The following is an 18,612-nucleotide window of genomic DNA, read 5'->3' on the forward strand; positions in this document are numbered from 1 at the left end:
CCGGTGTGCGTCAGAGCGGGCCTTGCGTGAGGCCGCGGAAGCCGAAAACGATGCGATCACCCGCGTAATCGACCAGCTCCACTGTGCGCTGCTGACCGGGCTCGAAGCGCACGGCCGTGCCGGAAGCGATGTTCAGCCGCATGCCTTGCGCGGCTTTGCGGTCGAAGCTCAGCGCGGCGTTGGTCTCGGCGAAGTGGTAATGCGAGCCGACCTGGATCGGGCGGTCGCCGCTGTTTTCCACCACCAGGGTGATCGAGCGGCGACCGGGGTTGAGGACGATGTCCGGCCCGTCGGTGAGCAGTTCGCCGGGCGTCATCACTTGCCGCCCTTGAACCAGATGACGGCGCCGATCACGGCCGCGATGGCCACAAAGCCGAGCACATCCGAGGCGTGCCAGTGGGCGAAGCCCGGCATGCCGTGACCTTCGTGGGCCCAGGCGGGCAAGGCGGCGCTCATGGACGCCAGGAGCAGAGTCAGGGGGCGGAGTTGCTTCATGGTGGTGCTGGATTCGATCGGGGTGATCCGGTGCGTGACTTCATTGGCTCGTTTGTGCGCCAAAACGGTGCGATAACGGGCTGCGGGCAGCGTTCATGCAATGGGTTGGTGCACTGTCACCAACTTGGTGCCATCCGGGAAGGTGGCCTCGACCTGGATTTCGGGGATCAGGTCGGCCACGCCATCCATCACGTCGGCGCGGCTGAGCACGGTCTTGCCTTCGCTCATCAGCGCGGCCACGGCTTTGCCATCGCGGGCGCCTTCCATGATGGCGGCGGTGATCAGGGCCACGGCTTCCGGGTGGTTGAGCTTGAGGCCGCGGGCCTTGCGCCGCTCGGCCAGCAAGGCGGCGGTGAAGATCAGCAGCTTGTCTTTCTCGCGGGGGGTGAGTTCCATGGTTTGGCTGTGGCGTGCAGGCCGAAAGGCGCGTCGGTGCACGGCACCGAACTTGCCTTGTCAAAGGGATTCAGACCGCCACCATGCAAGAGACAGACCACACCCGTCAAGCCCGATCGGCCTCAGAAAGCGGCGTGTCCCCCGAGGCCCGCCAGCGGGTCATCAAGGTGCGGCGCGACTACAACAGCTGGGTGGCCACCGAGACGCTGGAGGACTACGCCTTGCGTTTCACGCCGCGCTCGGCTCGCCGCTGGGGCAAGGCGGGCGTGGCCAACATGGCGTTCGGCGTCGCGTCTTTCCTGGTGCTGGAGGCGGTGGGTGCCACGCTGCTGGTCGACCATGGCTTCGTCAATGCCTTCTGGGCCATCCTGGCCACGGGGCTGATCATCTTGCTGGCCGGCTGGCCCATCAGCGTTTATGCCGCCCGCCATGGCGTCGACATGGACTTGCTGACCCGCGGCGCTGGCTTTGGTTACATCGGCTCGACCATCACCTCGCTCATCTACGCCTGCTTCACCTTTGTCTTCTTCGCCCTGGAAGCGGCGGTCATGGCCTACGCGCTGGAGCTGGCGTTCGACATCCCGCCGGTGTGGGGCTACCTGATCTCGGCCGGGGTGGTGGTGCCCCTGGTCACACACGGGGTCACCACCATCAGCCGCTTGCAGCTCATCACGCAGCCGATCTGGCTGCTGATGCTGGTGGTGCCCTTCGTGTACGTGTTCAACGCGCACCCGGGCATCTTGCAGGAGCTGGCCGGTTATGCGGGCCAGGACGGCCAACACGCGGGGTTCGACCTGATCGGCTTCGGCACCGCGCTGACGGTGGGCATCGCCCTGATCACGCAGATGGGCGAGCAGGCGGACTACCTGCGCTTCATGCCGGAGCCGCGTGACCGCAGCCGTGCCGAACGGGTCCGCTGGCGCGCAGCGGTTTTCATCGGCGGGCCGGGCTGGGTGATCCCGGGGGTGCTCAAGATGCTGGGCGGGGCGTTGCTGGCCTTCCTGGCCATTGGGTATTCGGTGCCGGTGGAGCAGGCGCTGGACCCGAACCAGATGTACCTCATCGCCTGGGAGAAGGTGTTCGCCAACCAGGGCTGGGCGATCGCGGCGGTGGCCGTGTTCGTGGTGATCTCGCAGCTCAAGATCAACGTGACCAACGCCTACGCCGGCTCGCTGGCGTGGTCGAATTTCTTCGCGCGGGTCACGCACAGCCACCCGGGGCGCGTCGTGTGGGTGGGCTTCAACGCCCTGATCGCGCTGATGCTGATGGAGCTCAACCTGTTCCAGGCGCTGGGCAAGGTGCTGGGCTTGTATGCCAACGTGGCGATCGCCTGGATCATGGCCGTGGTGGCCGACCTGGTGGTCAACAAGCCGATGGGCTGGTCGCCCAAAGGCATCGAGTTCAAGCGGGCGCACCTGTACGACATCAACCCGGTGGGCGTGGGGGCGATGGTGCTGGCCTCGCTGGTTTCAATCGTGGCGTATGTGGGCTGGATGGGCGAGCTGGCGCAGGCCTTCTCGGCCGTGATCGCGATGCTGGTGGCGTTCGTGACGTCGCCGCTGATCGCCTGGGCGACGCAGGGGCGCTACTACCTGGCGCGCAGCTCCGATTTGCCGCAAGCGGAGCCTGAGCCCTCGGTGGGGTCAGGGGGCGCATGCCAGCCTTCGCAGCTGGACGAGGCCGGCCGGCCGCTGTCGCGCGTGATCCGGCTCAAGGCGCTGCACCGCTGCACGGTGTGCGAGCGCGAATACGAGGCCGAGGACGTGGCCAGCTGTCCGGCCTACCAGGGCTTCATCTGCTCGCTGTGCTGTGCGCTCGATGCGCGCTGCCAGGACCTTTGTAAACCCGAGGCGCGCTGGGCGGTGCAGTGGCGCGCGCTGGGGCAACGGGTGATGCCATTGGCTTTGTGGCGACGGCTCGACACCGAGCTGGGCCAGTTCCTGCTGATCATGGCGGTGCTGGCGCCGCTGCTGGCGGGGCTCTTCGGCCTGGTCTACCGCCAGCAGTTGCAGGAGATCAGCTCGCTGCACCTGGGCAGCCTGCCCGTGGCGGCCGACATGATGGGTGCGGCGCTGCTCAAGGTGTTCGTGGCGCTGCTGCTGATCGTCGGCGTGGTGGGCTGGTGGGTGGTGCTCACGCACAAGAGCCGGCTGGTGGCGCAGGAAGAGTCGAACCGGCAGACCCACCTGCTTCTGCGCGAGATCGAGCTGCACCGCATCACCGACGACAAACTGCAGCGCGCCCGCCAGACGGCCGAGCAGGCCAACCAGGCCAAGAGCCGCTACATCTCGACCATCAGCCACGAGCTGCGCACGCCGCTCAACGGCATCCTGGGCTACGCGCAGCTGCTCGATGAAGACGCGAAGCTGCCTGGTCACGCCAAGCACGCGGTCGGCGTCATCAAGCGTGGCGGCGATCACCTCCTGTCGCTCATCGAGGGCACGCTGGACATCGCGCGCATCGAAAGCGGCAAGCTCACGCTGGACGTCAAGCCGGTGCGTTTTGCCGAGCTCTTGCAACAGATCACCGGCCTGATCGAAAACGAGGCGCATGCCAAGCGGCTGACCTTCGTGGCCGAGCTGGACGCCAACCTGCCCGAGGCCGTTCGCGCCGATGAACGGCGCGTGCGCCAGATCCTGCTCAACATCCTGGGCAACGCGGTGAAGTTCACGGCGCAAGGCGAGGTGAAATTCAAGGTGCGCTACGCCCGCGAGATCGCCCACATCGAGATCACCGACACCGGCCCTGGCATCTCGCCCGAGGAGCTGGAGCGCATTTTCGAACCCTTTGCGCGCGGCACCTCGGCAGCGGGCGCAGGTGGCACGGGCCTGGGCCTGACCATCAGCAAGATGCTGACCGACCTGATGGGCGGCGAGATGCGCGTGAGCAGCGAGGTGGGGCAGGGCACGACCTTTCAGATTCGGCTGTTCCTGCCGCAGGTGCGCGCGGCCGAGGTCGACCGCCTGCTGCGCCCGCGTGGCCTGCGCACCGGCTACGTGGGCGAGCGCCGCCGCATCTGGGTGGTGGACAACGAGGAGGCTGACCGCGGCCTGCTGGTGCGCATCCTGGAGCCGCTGGGCTTTGACGTGACGCCGCTGCCCAGCGGCCTGGCCTGCCTGGCGCAACTGCGGGCAGCGCCTGCCAGCGATCACCCCCACGCCATCTTCATGGACCTGGCCATGCCCGGGCTGGACGGCTGGGCCACCTTGCGCGCCATCCGGGCCGAAGGGCTGTGCGATGCGCCGGCAGCCATCGTCTCGGCCAACGCTTTTGACAAGGCGCTGGACAACGACGTGGGCATCCGCCCGGAGGATTTCATCGTCAAGCCGGTGCGGGTGGCGGAGCTGCTCGACTGGCTGGGGCGGCGGCTGGGGCTGCAATGGATCGAGGCCGAGCGCAGTGCGCCTGAGCTGGCCGCGCCGCCCATGTCTGCCCCCGCCTCGCAAGCTGGCGCTTTGCCCAAGCTGGAAGCCCTGCGCCAACTCGAAGAGCAGTTGCACGCGGGTTACATTCGCGGCGTGCACAAAGTGCTCGACCAGATCGCTGCAGCCCAGCCCGAATGCGATGCCTTCGTGACCCGGCTGCGCGAGCTGGCCCGTCAGTTTCAGCTCGACGCCCTGGCGCGCCAGGTTGAAGGCGCGCTGGAAGTGGCCCAGGCCGGCTCGCAGGCCTGACAGCGCCTCACCACCGATTCAAGCCTTGCATTCGCCAGCCTTCACAGATGTTTGACCGCCTCGACCGCAGCCGCACCGACGTCGTGCTCATCGTTGACGATGTGCCCGACAACCTGTCGCTGCTGCACGATGCCCTGGACGACGCGGGCTACACCGTGCTGGTGGCCACCAACGGCGAAGCGGCGCTGCAACGTGCTTTGCAGGCTGTGCCCGACGTGATCCTGCTCGACGCCATCATGCCGGGCATGGACGGCTTCGAGGTGGCCCGGCGCCTCAAAGCCCAGCAGGAAACCGCCCACATCCCGGTGATCTTCATGACCGGCCTGAGCGAGACCGAGCACGTGGTGGCGGCCTTCGATGCGGGCGGCGTGGACTACGTGGTCAAGCCCATCCGCCCCCGCGAGGTGCTGGCGCGCATCGCCAGCCACATCCAGGGCGCGCGCCAGGCTCGCCAGGCGCGCAATGCGCTCGATGCCTTCGGGCACGCCTCGATCACGGTGCGCATCAGCGACGGGCGCATCCTGTGGCAGACGCCACTGGCGCGCAAGCTGCTGCAGTCGCATTTCGATGCGCCGGAGGCCGTGGCGCCGGTGGAGCTGGCCGAGTGGCTGCAGCAGACCGCACCGAAGCTGTCGGCTTCGATCGCGCAAGGTTTGCCGCCGGGCACCGTGCCGGTGTGGGCCGTGAACCAGGGCGGTCGGCGCCTGAGCTTCACGCTGCACCAGCCCACAGGCGATGACGAGTGGCTGCTGGTCATGCAGGAAAGCTCAGACCAGGCCGCGATGGACGCGCTCAGCCAGGAGTTCAAGCTCACCACCCGCGAGGGCGAGGTGCTCTACTGGGTCGTCAAGGGCAAGACCAACCGCGACATCGGCGACATCCTGGGCAGCAGCCCGGCCACGGTCAAAAAGCAGCTCGAGCACATCTTTGCCAAGCTGGGCGTGGAGACGCGCACGGCCGCGGCCGGTCTGGCCATGAGCCGGGTGGCGCAGCTCAAGGCTCGGTGAGGGTCGGGGGTGGGCTCAGGCTGAACTCGGTTTGGCTGGCAGCTCCATGGCCTGGGGGTCGAACCCGCGTGAGCGCAGCCAGTCGCGCAGCGCCAGCCCCGTGGCCACGGGCCAGTAGCGGGCCTTCTCCGGCGCGATGCGCTTGTACTCGCTGAGCTCCTCGCCCAATGTGATCACGCCGGTGGCGGGCACGTGGTAGGCCAGGATGATCTGGTTCTGGCGCTCGAAGCGGTAGTGCCCGATGAAGTGCACGCCCGTGGCGTCCAGGTCCAGCTCTTCCTTGACCTCGCGGGCGACGGCCTCGTCGGGGCTGGTGTCGGTCTTTTCCAGGAAGCCGGTGATGAGTGCGTAGAACGGCGCCGTCCAGGCCTTGTTGCGCGCCAGGATGATGGCCCCTTCGTGCTCGACCACGGCCGCCACCACAGGCACCGGGTTGTCCCAATGGATGAAGCCACAGGCCTCATCAGGACAGGTCGGGCGCTGGACGTCGAGCGAGCCGGCATGGCCGCGCAGGCTCAAGGGGCTGGCGCAAAGGGGACAGTGGCGGTAGCTCATCTCTCGGTCGTCCTCAGGGTGTTCTGGGGGGCTCAACCCACCGGAAAGCCACGCATCAAAGCGCGCTGGATGCGCTGCGAGGCCACGGCCAGCGTGGCCTGGTGGGCCGCGCCGATGGCCTGCCAGTGTGACTCGAAATCGGCCACGCATTGTTCGAACAGGTGGCGCGGGCCAGCGGTGACCAGGTCGTTGCCGCCCTCGTCGGACAGCACCGAAATCATCGAGCCTTCGAACACCTTGAACAGGCGCTTGCCGATCTCGCGGGTCTGGGCGGTGTCGGCCTGCACATTGGCCACCAGCAGGCCCTCGGCGCTCAGCGCCTTGCGGCAGTGCAGGTAAAAGCTGCGCGAACACAGCGCCTCGGCGATGCCCTCGCCGGTGAACCCGTCGACCAGGATGAGGTCGTAGCGCTTGGGTGGCTTGCGCACAAACTCCGCGCCGTCGGCGCAGACGATGCGCAGGCGCTCGCTGTCGGGGGGCAGGCAGAAGTCGTCGCGCAGGTCGATCACCTCCTGGCTGATCTCGACGGCGGTGAGGTCGGCTTCTGGCACATGGCGGTGCAGGTACTTGAGCATCGAGCCGCCGCCCAGGCCGATCATCAGCACGTGGCGAGGGCGCGGGTTGAGCAGCAGGGCGCCCATCATCGTGCGGGTGTAGTCCAGCACGAGCTCGTCGGGGTCGGCCAGGCTCATGCAGCTCTGGATGAGGGTGGTCGACAGGCTCAGCGAGCGGGTCTGGCGGTTGGTGTGAACGTGGACGGCATCGGTCATGGGTGGCGCCGAGTCTACGCGTCGCCTCAGGGCAATCCCTGGCTGTCGGGCTGGCGTGGTGACGTGATCGGTCACGAATGGGTTTAACTGGTCAGATAAGCTGATCATCATGAATGCCATCGTCGAACCCATCCAACGCCAACCCGTTTCGGAGGCGCTTTACCGGCAGCTCAAGGGCCGCATCCTTTCCGGCGACTTCAAGCCGGGCGAGCGGCTGCCGTCCGAGCGGGTGCTCAGCGAAGCCTCGGGCATCAACCGCGGAGCCGTGCGCGAGGCGGTCAAACGCTTGCAGCAGGCCGGCTTGATCGCAGTGCGCCAGGGCGGCAACCACGAGGTGCTGGATTTCCTGCAGGAGGCGGGGCCGGAGCTGCTGCCCTCGCTGCTCATTGGCGGCGAGGGATTCAACCCCAAGGTGGTGTGCGACCTCATGGCCATGCGAACGGTGCTGGCGCCCGAGATCGCGGCTGCAGCCGCCATCCGCAGCACCCCTGAGCTGGTCGCCACCTTGCAAAGCCATTGCGATGGCATGCGGGCGCAGCAGGCCGATTTGCCGGCGCTTCAGCGGCTGGCCATGGCCTTCTGGCAGGCGCTGGTCATTGGCAGCGACAACGTGGCCTTCAGGCTCTCGTTCAACGCGATGCGCCAGTCCTGCCTCCAGGCCTGGGATGCCCTGACCCTGCCCATGGCCGACGAATTCCGCGACATCGAACGCCTGCAGGGCGTCGCCGACGCCGTGGCGCGTCGTGACGCAACGGCGGCTTTCGCTTTGGCAAAGCAGCACGTCGCGCTGGGCCAATCGGCCATCCAGCAACTCTTTGGCCAGACCGCATGAGCCACCGCATGAACACCAACCGCGCCACCAACCAAGACATGCCCACCGCGCAGGACACGGTTCAGGCCAACCCGATGCGCCCGCCGGCCGATTCGCCGCGCACGGCAAAAGACGCCTGGCGCGTTTTCCTCTTGCATCCGAGCCCGCTGATTTTGTTGGCGACCTTGCTGGGGGGCGGTGTCTGGCGCTGGCAGTTGGGTGGCTGGAGCTGGCTCGATGCGGCCATCGCCTTGACCCTGTGGCTGGCGTTCCCGTTCATCGAATGGTTGATCCACGTGCACGTGCTGCACTTCAAACCCCTGCGCCTGGGGCGCTTGACGTTGGACTTCTACCTGCCCAAAACCCATCGCCGCCACCACGCCGAGCCATGGAGCCTGCACTGGACCTTCGTGCCGCGCCACGTGCACGCCTGGGTGCTGGTGTCGCTGGCCGTGCTGCTTTGGTTGGCGGGCCCCTGGCGGTCGTGGGTGCTGACGGGCAGCCTGGCTTTCCTGGTGCAGGGCCTGCACTACGAATGGGTGCACTACCTGGCGCACATCAGCTGGCGCCCGCGCATTGCGTACTACGAGCGGCGGGTGCTCGAGCATCGTTGGCACCACTTCCGCAACGAGCGCCTCTGGTGGGGGGTGTCACGCGGTCTGGGCGACCGGGTGCTCGGCACCGCCCCCGATGTGCGTGACGTGGCACGCAGCGATCACACCACCGACCTGGGGATCAAACGCTGACAGGGCAGGGGCCTGACGGGCCCATGGGAACAATGGGTGTGCTTTCGGTGCCACCCGATACGCCATGTGGCGTATTCAACAGAGCGCCCTGGCTGGGCACACTGAATCCATCGATTCAACCAACCCAGCCCCACAGGAGCAAGCTCACATGAACATGTCCCGCCGCAGCGCCGTCCAGTCCCTGTCCGCCGTCGCCCTCGGCGTCGCTGGCCTGGCCTTCAGCACCATGGCCCAAGCCGCCGACACCATCAAGGTCGGCGTGCTGCACTCGCTGTCCGGCACCATGGCCATCTCCGAAACGGTTCTCAAGGACACCGTCCTGATGGCCATCGACGAGATCAATGCCAAGGGCGGCCTGCTGGGCAAGAAGCTCGAGCCCGTGGTGGTCGACCCCGCTTCCAACTGGCCCCTGTTCGCCGAAAAGGCCAAGCAGCTGCTGACGCAAGACAAGGTCTCGGTCGTGTTCGGCTGCTGGACCTCGGTGTCGCGCAAGTCGGTGCTGCCGGTCTTCAAGGAAAACAACGGCCTGCTGTTCTACCCCGTGCAATACGAAGGTGAAGAGCTCGAGAAGAACGTGTTCTACACGGGCGCCGCCCCCAACCAGCAAGCCATCCCCGCTGTCGAATACCTGATGAGCAAGGACGGCGGCTCGGCCAAGCGCTTCGTGCTGCTGGGCACCGACTACGTCTACCCCCGCACCACCAACAAGATCCTGCGCGCCTTCCTGAAGTCCAAGGGCGTTTCGGAAGCCGACATCATCGAGGAGTACACCCCCTTCGGCCACTCCGACTACCAGACCATCATCGCCAAGATCAAGAAGTTCTCGTCCGAAGGCAAGAAGACCGCCGTCATCTCGACCATCAACGGCGACTCCAACGTGCCCTTCTACAAGGAACTGGGCAACCAGGGTCTGAAGGCCAAGGACGTGCCGGTGGTGGCCTTCTCGGTGGGTGAAGAAGAGCTGCGCGGCGTGGACACCAAGCCCCTGGTCGGCCACCTGGCTGCCTGGAACTACTTCATGTCCGTCAAGAACCCGACCAACGACGAGTTCATCAAGAAGTGGTCGGCTTACGCCAAGGCCAAGAACATCGCCGGTCACAAGGACAAGCCCCTGACCAACGACCCGATGGAAGCGACCTACATCGGCATCAACATGTGGGCCCAGGCCGTCACCAAGGCCAAGTCCACCGACACCGACAAGGTGATCGCTGCGATGGCTGGCCAGACCTTCAAGGCACCGGGCGGCTTCATGTCCAAGATGGACGAGAAGAACCATCACCTGCACAAGCCTGTCTTCATCGGTGAGATCAAGTCCGACGGCCAGTTCAAGGTGGTCTGGAAGACCCATGGCCCCGTCAAGGCCGCTCCTTGGAGCCCCTTCATCGAAGGCAACGACAAGAAGAAGGGTGAGCCCGAAGTCAAGTGAGCGGGTTCTCTCCTTGTGGCCAGCTTTGAGCTGGTCACCCCTGGCGGGAGTCGCTTTCCGCCCGGCCTTGAAAAGTCTGAGTGCAAAGAGCGGTTCGCCCCGCTGGGGTCTCCCCTGGGGGCATCTTTTTTCTGGTGATGCCTGTGATCAGCGACATCGATCGAACCTCCATCCATCCTCCCGTTGGCGCCTGGCGTCGGCGTGTTTCGCAACTGGCCCTGAGCCTCGGGCTCGGCGCAAGCCTCTTCGGCCTGAGTGGCCTCGTCGCTCAGCCGGCGTGGGCCCTGACGGCCGAAGAGGCCTACGCCATCTCGGCCGGTGACAACGACGACCGCTTGGCCGCCTTGCGTGCCGTCGTGGCCAAGGGCGATCCGGCCCTGCCAGCCTTCCTGCAGGCCCTGGCCGACGACACCGTCAAGGTGGCCGGCAATCGCGCCTACATCGTGTATGGCGACGACGTGAAGGACGCCGCCACGGGCGAGCCGGCCAAGTTGCCCGAGGGCGCCGAGGACGTCGTCAACAACAACCGCATGGGCAGCGAGATCGAGGCCGCACTGGCCATCGGCAAACTGGCTTCCACCGATCGCGACGAGCGCGCTGCGGCCATCGAGGCGCTGTCCAGTGCGGCCGACGAGTCGCAGCTGGCCACCATCGACAAGGCCCTGGCGGCCGAGTCCGATGCGCAACTGCTCAAGCAGCTCAAGACCGTTCGTTCCAAGGCCTTGCTGAACTCGCAAGACCCAGGGCGCCGACTCGAGGCCGTCAAAGCCCTGGGGGCCGATGCCTCGCCCGAGTCCCGCTCCTTGCTGATGGAGCGCATGAACGACGGCGCCGAGACCGACGCCACGGTCAAGGGCGCGCTGCAGGCGGCCCTCGACGCCGTCAACCGCAAGCTGGCCTGGGGTGAGCACGCCGGCGTGCTGTTCACCGGCATCAGCCTGGGCTCCATCCTGCTGCTGGCCGCGCTCGGCCTGGCCATCACCTATGGCCTGATGGGCGTCATCAACATGGCGCACGGCGAGCTGATGATGATCGGCGCGTATGCCACCTTCGCGGTGCAGAACGTCTTTCGGGCCTACTTCCCTGAAGCGTTCGATTGGTACATCCTGCTGGCCGTCCCGGCCTCGTTCATGGCCGCAGCCCTGGTCGGTGCGGTGCTCGAGCGCAGCGTGTTCCGCTTCCTCTATGGCCGCCCGCTGGAAACCCTGCTGGCCTCCTGGGGCCTGAGCCTGATCCTGATGCAGGCCGTGCGCACGGTGTTCGGCGCGCAGAATGTGCAGGTCGAGAACCCGAGCTGGATGTCGGGCGGCTTCGATGTGCTCAGCAACCTGACGCTGCCCTACAACCGCCTGGTCATCATCGCCTTCGCGGCCGCCGTGCTCATCGGCATGACCCTGCTGATCAACAAGACCCGCATGGGCCTGTTCGTGCGCAGCGTGACCCAGAACCGCCCGATGGCCTCGTGCATGGGCGTCAACACCGCCCGGGTCGACACCATGGCCTTCTCGCTGGGCGCGGGCATCGCCGGCCTGGCGGGCTGCGCGCTCTCGCAGATCGGCAACGTGGGCCCCGACCTCGGCCAGAACTACATCGTGGACTCGTTCCTGGTGGTGGTCACGGGGGGTGTCGGCCAGATCGCCGGCACGGTTTACGCCGCGATGGGGCTGGGCATGGTCAACAAGCTGCTCGAAGGCTGGTCGGGTGCCGTGCTGGCCAAGATCATGGTCCTGGTCATCGTGGTGATCTTCATCCAGAAGCGCCCGCAAGGTCTGTTCGCGATGAAGGGCCGCAGCGCCGAAGCCTGAGGAAACAACAACATGAGTGCAGTGATGACTTCGAATCTGCCTGGCACCGGCATCACGGTTCCCCGCAGCGCCCTCGGGCCCAAGGGCTGGACGGCCCTGATGGCCGCCGTGATCACCGTGATGGTGCTCGCGCCGGTGCTCAACCTGGTGGTGCCGGCCGATTCGGCCTTCCACCTCTCCGACTACGCCGTCGCCTTGATCGGCAAGATCATGTGCTACGCCATCTGCGCGCTGGCCATGGACCTGATCTGGGGCTACACCGGCATCCTGTCGCTGGGACACGGCCTGTTCTTCGCCCTCGGTGGCTACGGCATGGGCATGTACCTGATGCGCCAGATCGGCCGCGATGGCTCCTACGGCGCCGACATCCCCGACTTCATGGTCTTCCTGGACTGGAAGACGGTGCCTTGGCACTGGACGCTGAGCGAAAGCTTCATCGCCCAGATGCTGCTGGTGGTGCTGGTGCCGGGCCTGCTGGCCTTCGTCTTCGGATTCTTCGCGTTCCGCTCGCGCATCAAGGGCGTGTACTTCTCGATCATCACCCAGGCGATGACGTTCGCGGCCATGCTGCTGTTCTTTCGCAATGAAACCGGTTTTGGCGGCAACAACGGCTTCACCGACTTCAAGCGGATCCTGGACATCCCGATTGCACAACCGTCCACCCGCATGGTGCTGTTCGTGCTCACGGGCCTGACGCTCATCGGCTTCTTCCTGATGGCGCGCTGGCTGGTGGGCACCAAGTTCGGCCGCGTGCTGCAGGCCATCCGCGACGCCGAAAACCGCGTCATGTTCTGTGGCTACAACCCGTTGGCCTACAAGCTCGCCATCTGGACGCTGTCGGCCGTGATGTGCGCCATCGCCGGGGCCTTGTACGTGCCGCAGGTCGGCATCATCAACCCCAGCGAGATGTCGGCGGCGGCCTCCATCGAGATCGCCATCTGGACGGCGGTGGGCGGTCGCGCCACCTTGATCGGCCCGATCATCGGCGCCTTCTTCGTCAACGGCGCCAAGAGCTGGTTCACCGTGGCCTTCCCCGAGTTCTGGCTGTACTTCCTGGGTTTGCTGTTCGTGCTGGTGACCCTGTTCCTGCCCGACGGCATCGTCGGTGGTGTGAAGAAACTGCTCAACAAGAAGGCTGAGGTGAAGGCATGACCCCCGACCTGATGGAAGAAGGCAGCAAGACCCTGCTGCGCGCGCTGAACATGCCCACCAACGCCGGCGAATCGGGCGGCCGCGAGGCCAGCTACGGTCGCTTGGTCGACAACCCCGACCAGGTCGACCTGACCCACGGCTCCATCCTGTACCTTGATGACATCGAGGTCAGCTTCGACGGCTTCAAGGCGCTCAACAAGCTGAGCCTGGACATCGCGGTGGGCGAGATGCGCTGCATCATCGGCCCCAACGGCGCGGGCAAGACCACGATGATGGACGTCATCACCGGCAAGACCCGACCGGACAGCGGCTCGGCCTTCTTCGGCTCGACCATCGACCTGCTGAAAAAGCGCGAGAACGAGATCGCCCAGATCGGCATCGGCCGCAAGTTCCAGAAACCCACGGTGTTCGAGCAGCTCAGCGTGTTCGAGAACCTGGAGCTGGCGCTCAAGGCCGACCGGCGCGCGCGCGCTTCGGTGTTCTTCAAGCTCAGCGGCGAGCAGCTCGATCGCATCGGCGCCATGCTGCAGCTCATCCACTTGAAGGACCAGGCTCAGCGCACGGCTGGGCTGCTGTCGCACGGCCAGAAGCAATGGTTGGAAATCGGCATGCTGCTGATGCAGGACCCCAAGCTGCTGCTGCTGGATGAGCCCGTGGCCGGCATGACCGACGAAGAGACCGAGCGCACCGCCGAGCTGTTCCTGTCGCTCGAAGGCGCGCACTCACTGGTGGTGGTCGAGCACGACATGAAGTTCATCCACGAACTCACCACCCAGGGCCCCACGGCCGGCAAGAAGAAGGTCACCGTGCTGCACGAAGGCTCGGTGCTGGCCGAAGGCACGCTGGCCGATGTGCAGGCCAATGACAAGGTCGTCGAGGTTTACCTCGGTCGCTGACGCAGGGTTTCAAGAAAGAACAACATGCTGAAGGTTGAAAGCGTCAATCAGTACTACGGCGGCTCGCACATCCTGCGCGGCCTGAGCTTCGAGGCCAAAATCGGCGAGGTCACGGTCGTGCTCGGTCGCAACGGCGTGGGCAAGACCACGCTGCTCAAGAGCCTCATGGGCCTGGTGCCCATCAAGAGCGGCGACATCCAGCTCGACGGTCGATCCATCGATGGCACCAAGCCCTACGAGCGTGTGCGCCTGGGCGTGGGCTACGTGCCCCAAGGCCGCGAGATTTTTGGCCGCCTCACCGTGGCGGAGAACCTGCAGATGGGCCTGGCCAGCAAGCCCGGCAGCACGCCGCTGCCCGAGCAGCTCTTCGAGCTCTTTCCGGTGCTCAAGCAGATGCTGCACCGCCGGGGTGGCGACCTCTCGGGTGGTCAGCAGCAGCAGCTCGCGATCGCCCGCGCCCTGGCCGCCGGCCCCAAGATCCTGATCCTGGACGAGCCCACCGAGGGCATCCAGCCCAGCATCATCAAGGACATCGGTCGCGCCATTCGCAAGCTGGCCGACGAGGGCCTGAACGGCCAGAAGATGGCCGTGGTGCTGGTCGAGCAGTTCTACGATTTCGCCGCCGAGCTGGCCGATCAGTACCTGGTGATGGAGCGAGGCGAGATCATCCGCCGGGGGCGCGGCGCCGACATGGAAGCCGACGGCGTGCGCCAGCTGATGTCGATCTGAAGCGGGGCGCGCGGTAGACTCGCGGCTCCCTTTTTTCTGCTTCCGCCTCCTGAAAGGACTCGCCATGCCCGTCGTCACCACCACCTCCGGCCTCCAGTACGAAGACGTCGTCGAGGGCTCCGGCGAGGTCGCCAAGGCTGGCGCCTACGTCACCGTTCACTACACCGGCTGGCTGTACGAAAACGGCGTCAAGGGTGCCAAGTTCGACTCCAGCAAGGATCGCCGCGACCCCTTCGAGTTCCCGCTGGCGGCTGGCCACGTCATCCGCGGCTGGGACGAAGGCGTGCAAGGCATGAAGGTCGGTGGCACCCGCATCCTGGTGATCCCGCCCGCGCTGGGCTACGGTGCCCGCGGCGCTGGCGGCGTGATCCCCCCCAACGCCACCCTGATGTTCGAAGTCGAGCTGCTGGGCGTCTGATCGATGTTCGCGCCTTCTCAGGAGCAGGTCCGGCGCTTCTTTTGCGAGACCTGGGCCAAGCACCAGGCCGGCCAGCCCCTGACGCCCCTGGAAGCCCAGGCGGCCGACTGGATCGTGCAGCACCCCGAGTACCACGCCGACCTGTCGGACGTGGAGGCGGCGGTGGCGGCCGTTTTCGAGGTGGAGGAGGGGCGCACCAACCCCTTCTTGCACCTGTCCATGCACCTGTCGATCACCGAGCAGGTCAGCATCGACCAGCCCCGGGGCATCCGGGCTGCGGTGGAGTTGCTGGCCAATCGGCGCCAGTCGCTGCACGAGGCGCACCACGAGGTGATGGAGTCCCTGGGCGAGATGGTCTGGGAGTCTCAACGGTTTGGCAAACCGTTTGACGGCGAACGCTACATCGACCACATCCGTCAGCGCGCGACGCGTTGACCGGTGGCAGCCCTTCACGCGAGGGGTTGCTGCCCCCCCTGCGGCATGGGGGACCCACATAAACTGTGAACTTGTACCGGTCTTTTCCAACGGACTTGCCCATGCCCATCCTTGCCATGTCTTCCGGCACCGTCACCGCCATCTGGGGTGCTGCCTTCCTCCGCATGCCCAACGGGCAGCTCAAGCCTCTGAAGGTGGGCGACAAGGTCCTGGGTGGTCAACAGGTGATCACCGAAGACGATGGCCTGGTGCAGATCTCGCCTGACCGCGAAGCCACGCCGCTTGCGCGGGCCACTGCCGAAACCGAACGCGTCATCGCCGACCTGGCCCAGCCCGATCCGCTTGAAGCGCCTGCAGCCGGCTTGCAGGGAGGGCCAGGTGCAAGCCTGTCAGACGGCCTGCGCGTCGAGCGAATCAGCGAGGCCGTCACGCCGCTGTCGTTCACCTACGGAACCGAGCGCGTGCTGCCTCCGCCCATCTTCGCGGTGACCGCGCCTGACGACGCTGGCGTCGGCACGCAGCCCGCTGATCCGGTCAACCCGGCTCCGCCGCCCCCTGCGCCGCTGCCAACCCTGTCGATCGACGACGTCCGCGTCAACGAGGGCGCTGGCAACGCCACCTTCACCATCACCTTGAGCGAGCCCAGCACCGAGCCCGTGACCGTCGGCTACGTGACACAGGCCGCTCCGTCGTCGGTCGGGGCTCAGGCCGATGCGGGGCAGGACTACGTCCCCACGCTCACCGCCGGCACCGTCACCATCCCCGCAGGCCAAACCTCGGTGCAGGTGCACATCCCCATCGCGGATGACGACATCTACGAGGGCGACGAGGTGTTCCAGGTGCTCCTGAGCGATGCCGTCAACGCCGACATCGACCGGGGCGTGGGGCTGGGCACGATCGCCGACGACGGCACAGGCACTTTTGCCGGCTCGCCGAACCAGCCGCTGCCCGATGACGACCGTCCCGTGGTCAGCGTGCTGGGCGGACCGACCGTGACCGAAGGTCAGCCCAGCGTCTTCACGGTGCAACTCAGCCATGCCAGTGCGACCCAATCGGTGGTGTTGAAGCTCGAGCCACAAGCCGGTGTGGACGCGCCAGGCACCAGCGCGGTCGAGTCGGGCGCCACCCCCGGGGCCGACACGGCCGGGCCTTTGGAATACTGGAATGGCGTCACTCAGCAGTGGCTGCCGCTGACCGACGGTTTGCTGACCTTTGCGCCGGGCCAAACCGCCATCCAGGTGCGCGTGCCCACGGTCAATGACTCGCCCGCCGAAGGCGCTGAAACCCTGTCCTTGCAAGCATCGGTGGTCTCTGGTGTGACCGCCAACACCTCGGCATCGGCTCAGAACACCTTGCTCGACAACGACTTTGAAGCGCGCGTCTTCGAGTCCGGTCTGGCGGGGCGAACCGACCCGGCACCGGCGCGTGTCTCAGGCAGCCTGTCCTTGCTCGACGACGCCGGCCTGCCCACCGAAGCCCGCCTGATTGCCCCAACCGAGCAGGTCCTGGCCACGATCAACCAGCAGCCGCTGGTCTGGAAAGAGACCGCCCCCAACACCTTGACGGCCTATGCCGGCTCGGCGCCGAACGCGCCCGTGGTGGCCATCGCCCGCCTGGGCTCGGATGGCGCTTACTCGTTCGAGCTGCAGTCGGCCATCTTCCACCCGGTCACGCGCAACGAGATCGACCTGGTCTTCGGGCTGCAACCAGCCTCAGGCACGGGTGGCCAGGCCTCCAGCCTGACGATCCACGTCGTGGACGATCAGCCGCGCCTGTCCGGGGCTTTCTCCACCCAGGCATCCATCCAGGACACCAATCTGCTGTTGGTGATCGACACCTCGTCCAGCATGGCAACGGCCAGTGGCGTGGATGGGCTCAGCCGATTGCAAGCCTCGGTGCGCGCTGCCGAGCAACTCCTCGACAGCCACGACGACGTTGGCAGCGTGGCCGTTCGCCTGGTCACATTCGGTGCCCAAGCCCAGGCTGCTGGTGATGCCTGGATGACGGTGGCGCAAGCGCGCCAGGCCCTGGCTGCCTTGCAAGCTGCGGCCACCGACGACGCTCGTCATGACCTGGCCTTGCAAGCCGCCCAATCGGCCTTTGCATCGCCCGGTCGCATCGATGGCGCCCAGAACGTTGCCTATGTGCTGTCCGACAGCTCTCCTTCGGCGCAGGTTGCCCAGTCGCTCGGTCAGCTCGTTCCTGACTGGGTCAGCTTCCTCAAGCAGAACCACGTTCGCAGCGAGGTCGTGGGTCTGGTGCCGAACGTGCAGGGCTCCCTGGATGGCCTGGCCTACGACGGCATCGCGCGTTCCGACCTGGACGCCAGCCTGGCCAACACCTTCGCGCAGTTGCCCGGTTTGCTGACGGGCCTGGCGCCAGATGCCATCGGTGGCAACCTCGTGCGCGATGCGGGCCGCGGTGTGGCGGGAGGCGCCGATGGTGTGCCTCACCTCGACAGCGTCACCATCGATGGTCAGACCTACCTGTACCAGGCAGGCCAGACCGATTTGACCGTGACCACCAAGGCTGGCGGTGTTTTCCACATCGACCTGATCACCTCCGACTTCACCTACGTGCCATCGGGGGCAACGCCTGCGGAAACCATCGCCTTCAGCGTCACCGACCGCGATGGTGATGTGGCCTCCTCCAGCCTGACCTTGCGTGTGGACCAGGCGCGCACCCAGGTGGGCACGGAACGCGGGGACGTGCTGTCCGTGGTGACCGGGGCTGGCACCTTGCTGGGTGGTGCTGGCGACGACTCTCTGACGGGCGGCTCGGGCAACGATGCGCTGTACGGCCACGAAGGCAACGACAGCCTCGTGGGTGGCGCTGGTTCCGATTGGTTGGTGGGTGGAGCCGGCAACGACCGACTGACCGGTGGCGCGGGCAGCGACGTGTTTGCCTGGCGCCTGGCGGACAAAGGCGATGGCTCGGGCGCCATCGACACCATCACCGACTTCAGCACCCGGCAGCTGTCCAGCGGCGGTGACGTGCTCGACCTGCGTGACCTGCTGCAAGGCGAGAACCTGATCAACGTCAGTGGCAACATCGCCGACTACCTGCGGGTGGAGTCCTTCGGCAGTGGTGCGTCGACCGGCACACGCATCGACATCAGCAGCCAGGGCGGCTTTGCCACGGGCACGGCCCACATCGACCAGCAAATCGTCCTGGAAAAGGCCAACTTGCTCGGCTTGAGCTCGGCTGGCGCCTCCCAGCAACAGGTCATCCTTGACCTGATTGCCCAGGGGCGCTTGTTGGTGGACGTGACCTGAGGGGGGGGGGGGGGCGGCCCGG

Annotated in this window: 17 protein-coding genes; 12 read left to right on the forward strand and 5 right to left on the reverse strand. The window is 66.3% G+C overall.

All coding sequences use genetic code 11. From position 1 onward, the window contains the following. Positions 1-10: 10 nt before the first annotated feature. The 3 genes from ABG80_RS08560 to ABG80_RS08570 all read right to left on the reverse strand — a co-directional run bounded on the left by ABG80_RS08560 (position 11) and on the right by ABG80_RS08570 (position 891). Entirely contained in the window at positions 11-316 is a 306-nt protein-coding gene (locus ABG80_RS08560; protein ID WP_058087296.1) for an urease subunit beta, read from the reverse strand. Next, entirely contained in the window at positions 316-495 is a 180-nt protein-coding gene (locus ABG80_RS08565) for a hypothetical protein (protein ID WP_152987539.1), read from the reverse strand. The genes ABG80_RS08560 and ABG80_RS08565 overlap by 1 nt, the downstream gene beginning before the upstream one ends. Before the next feature lie 93 nt (positions 496-588). Further along, on the reverse strand, positions 589-891 hold the full coding sequence (locus ABG80_RS08570) for an urease subunit gamma (RefSeq protein WP_058087298.1): 303 nt from the start codon (positions 889-891) through the stop codon (positions 589-591). 83 nt (positions 892-974) lie between these two features. Between ABG80_RS08570 and ABG80_RS08575 the strand changes: the two genes are divergently transcribed. Together ABG80_RS08575 and ABG80_RS08580 are read left to right on the forward strand one after the other, a co-directional pair. Continuing rightward, complete coding sequence (locus ABG80_RS08575; protein ID WP_058087299.1) at positions 975-4,565, forward strand: hybrid sensor histidine kinase/response regulator; 3,591 nt, start codon at positions 975-977, stop codon at positions 4,563-4,565. Positions 4,566-4,612: 47 nt separating this feature from the next. Continuing rightward, positions 4,613-5,572 (forward strand): response regulator transcription factor, encoded by a 960-nt coding sequence (locus tag ABG80_RS08580; protein ID WP_058087300.1) that lies wholly within the window; start codon positions 4,613-4,615, stop codon positions 5,570-5,572. A 15-nt stretch (positions 5,573-5,587) separates the two neighbouring features. Here the strand turns inward: ABG80_RS08580 and ABG80_RS08585 are convergent, their stop codons facing one another. Together ABG80_RS08585 and ABG80_RS08590 are read right to left on the reverse strand one after the other, a co-directional pair. Beyond that, complete coding sequence (locus tag ABG80_RS08585) at positions 5,588-6,127, reverse strand: NUDIX domain-containing protein (protein WP_058087301.1); 540 nt, start codon at positions 6,125-6,127, stop codon at positions 5,588-5,590. Between the two features lie 32 nt (positions 6,128-6,159). Beyond that, positions 6,160-6,897 (reverse strand): spermine/spermidine synthase domain-containing protein, encoded by a 738-nt coding sequence (locus ABG80_RS08590; protein ID WP_058087302.1) that lies wholly within the window; start codon positions 6,895-6,897, stop codon positions 6,160-6,162. 109 nt (positions 6,898-7,006) lie between these two features. On the opposite strand from ABG80_RS08590, the gene ABG80_RS08595 reads away from it, so the two are divergent. From ABG80_RS08595 to ABG80_RS08640, 10 genes are all read left to right on the forward strand, one after another. Then, positions 7,007-7,729 (forward strand): FadR/GntR family transcriptional regulator, encoded by a 723-nt coding sequence (locus tag ABG80_RS08595; protein WP_058087303.1) that lies wholly within the window; start codon positions 7,007-7,009, stop codon positions 7,727-7,729. An 8-nt stretch (positions 7,730-7,737) separates the two neighbouring features. Next, positions 7,738-8,454: a sterol desaturase family protein gene (locus ABG80_RS08600; protein WP_160322497.1), complete on the forward strand. Its 717-nt coding sequence runs from the start codon at positions 7,738-7,740 to the stop codon at positions 8,452-8,454. Between the two features lie 148 nt (positions 8,455-8,602). Continuing rightward, positions 8,603-9,880 (forward strand): urea ABC transporter substrate-binding protein, encoded by a 1,278-nt coding sequence (urtA, locus tag ABG80_RS08605; protein WP_407638744.1) that lies wholly within the window; start codon positions 8,603-8,605, stop codon positions 9,878-9,880. A 137-nt stretch (positions 9,881-10,017) separates the two neighbouring features. Further along, the gene (urtB, locus tag ABG80_RS08610) at positions 10,018-11,685 is read left to right on the forward strand and encodes an urea ABC transporter permease subunit UrtB (protein WP_083505939.1); all 1,668 of its coding nucleotides are present in this window, start codon (positions 10,018-10,020) and stop codon (positions 11,683-11,685) included. Positions 11,686-11,697: 12 nt separating this feature from the next. Next, positions 11,698-12,837 (forward strand): urea ABC transporter permease subunit UrtC, encoded by a 1,140-nt coding sequence (gene urtC, locus ABG80_RS08615; RefSeq protein WP_058087305.1) that lies wholly within the window; start codon positions 11,698-11,700, stop codon positions 12,835-12,837. Then, a complete protein-coding gene (gene urtD, locus ABG80_RS08620) occupies positions 12,834-13,733 on the forward strand; it encodes an urea ABC transporter ATP-binding protein UrtD (protein ID WP_058087306.1) in 900 nt (299 codons plus the stop codon). Before urtC ends, urtD begins: the two co-directional genes overlap by 4 nt. Positions 13,734-13,757: 24 nt before the next feature. Beyond that, positions 13,758-14,462, forward strand: coding sequence for an urea ABC transporter ATP-binding subunit UrtE (gene urtE / locus ABG80_RS08625; protein ID WP_058087307.1), 705 nt, complete (start codon positions 13,758-13,760; stop codon positions 14,460-14,462). A gap of 64 nt (positions 14,463-14,526) precedes the next feature. Continuing rightward, positions 14,527-14,880: an FKBP-type peptidyl-prolyl cis-trans isomerase gene (locus ABG80_RS08630; RefSeq protein WP_058087308.1), complete on the forward strand. Its 354-nt coding sequence runs from the start codon at positions 14,527-14,529 to the stop codon at positions 14,878-14,880. A gap of 3 nt (positions 14,881-14,883) precedes the next feature. Continuing rightward, a complete protein-coding gene (locus tag ABG80_RS08635) occupies positions 14,884-15,315 on the forward strand; it encodes a DUF1841 family protein (RefSeq protein ID WP_058087309.1) in 432 nt (143 codons plus the stop codon). A gap of 101 nt (positions 15,316-15,416) precedes the next feature. After that, complete coding sequence (locus ABG80_RS08640; protein WP_058087310.1) at positions 15,417-18,590, forward strand: Calx-beta domain-containing protein; 3,174 nt, start codon at positions 15,417-15,419, stop codon at positions 18,588-18,590. Positions 18,591-18,612: the final 22 nt, after the last annotated feature.

The organism is Aquabacterium parvum, assembly GCF_001447195.1.
GTDB classification, from domain to species: Bacteria; Pseudomonadota; Gammaproteobacteria; order Burkholderiales; family Burkholderiaceae_C; genus Aquabacterium; species Aquabacterium parvum.

Bases quoted from the DNA above. Each gene is read 5' to 3' on its own strand.
- ABG80_RS08560 (WP_058087296.1), bottom strand. From the start codon at position 316: ATGACGCCCGGCGAACTGCTCACCGACGGGCCGGACATCGTCCTCAAC.
- ABG80_RS08565 (WP_152987539.1), bottom strand. From the start codon at position 495: ATGAAGCAACTCCGCCCCCTGACTCTGCTCCTGGCGTCCATGAGCGCC.
- ABG80_RS08570 (WP_058087298.1), bottom strand. From the start codon at position 891: ATGGAACTCACCCCCCGCGAGAAAGACAAGCTGCTGATCTTCACCGCC.
- ABG80_RS08575 (WP_058087299.1), top strand. From the start codon at position 975: ATGCAAGAGACAGACCACACCCGTCAAGCCCGATCGGCCTCAGAAAGC.
- ABG80_RS08580 (WP_058087300.1), top strand. From the start codon at position 4,613: ATGTTTGACCGCCTCGACCGCAGCCGCACCGACGTCGTGCTCATCGTT.
- ABG80_RS08585 (WP_058087301.1), bottom strand. From the start codon at position 6,127: ATGAGCTACCGCCACTGTCCCCTTTGCGCCAGCCCCTTGAGCCTGCGC.
- ABG80_RS08590 (WP_058087302.1), bottom strand. From the start codon at position 6,897: ATGACCGATGCCGTCCACGTTCACACCAACCGCCAGACCCGCTCGCTG.
- ABG80_RS08595 (WP_058087303.1), top strand. From the start codon at position 7,007: ATGAATGCCATCGTCGAACCCATCCAACGCCAACCCGTTTCGGAGGCG.
- ABG80_RS08600 (WP_160322497.1), top strand. From the start codon at position 7,738: ATGAACACCAACCGCGCCACCAACCAAGACATGCCCACCGCGCAGGAC.
- urtA (WP_407638744.1), top strand. From the start codon at position 8,603: ATGAACATGTCCCGCCGCAGCGCCGTCCAGTCCCTGTCCGCCGTCGCC.
- urtB (WP_083505939.1), top strand. From the start codon at position 10,018: ATGCCTGTGATCAGCGACATCGATCGAACCTCCATCCATCCTCCCGTT.
- urtC (WP_058087305.1), top strand. From the start codon at position 11,698: ATGAGTGCAGTGATGACTTCGAATCTGCCTGGCACCGGCATCACGGTT.
- urtD (WP_058087306.1), top strand. From the start codon at position 12,834: ATGACCCCCGACCTGATGGAAGAAGGCAGCAAGACCCTGCTGCGCGCG.
- urtE (WP_058087307.1), top strand. From the start codon at position 13,758: ATGCTGAAGGTTGAAAGCGTCAATCAGTACTACGGCGGCTCGCACATC.
- ABG80_RS08630 (WP_058087308.1), top strand. From the start codon at position 14,527: ATGCCCGTCGTCACCACCACCTCCGGCCTCCAGTACGAAGACGTCGTC.
- ABG80_RS08635 (WP_058087309.1), top strand. From the start codon at position 14,884: ATGTTCGCGCCTTCTCAGGAGCAGGTCCGGCGCTTCTTTTGCGAGACC.
- ABG80_RS08640 (WP_058087310.1), top strand. From the start codon at position 15,417: ATGCCCATCCTTGCCATGTCTTCCGGCACCGTCACCGCCATCTGGGGT.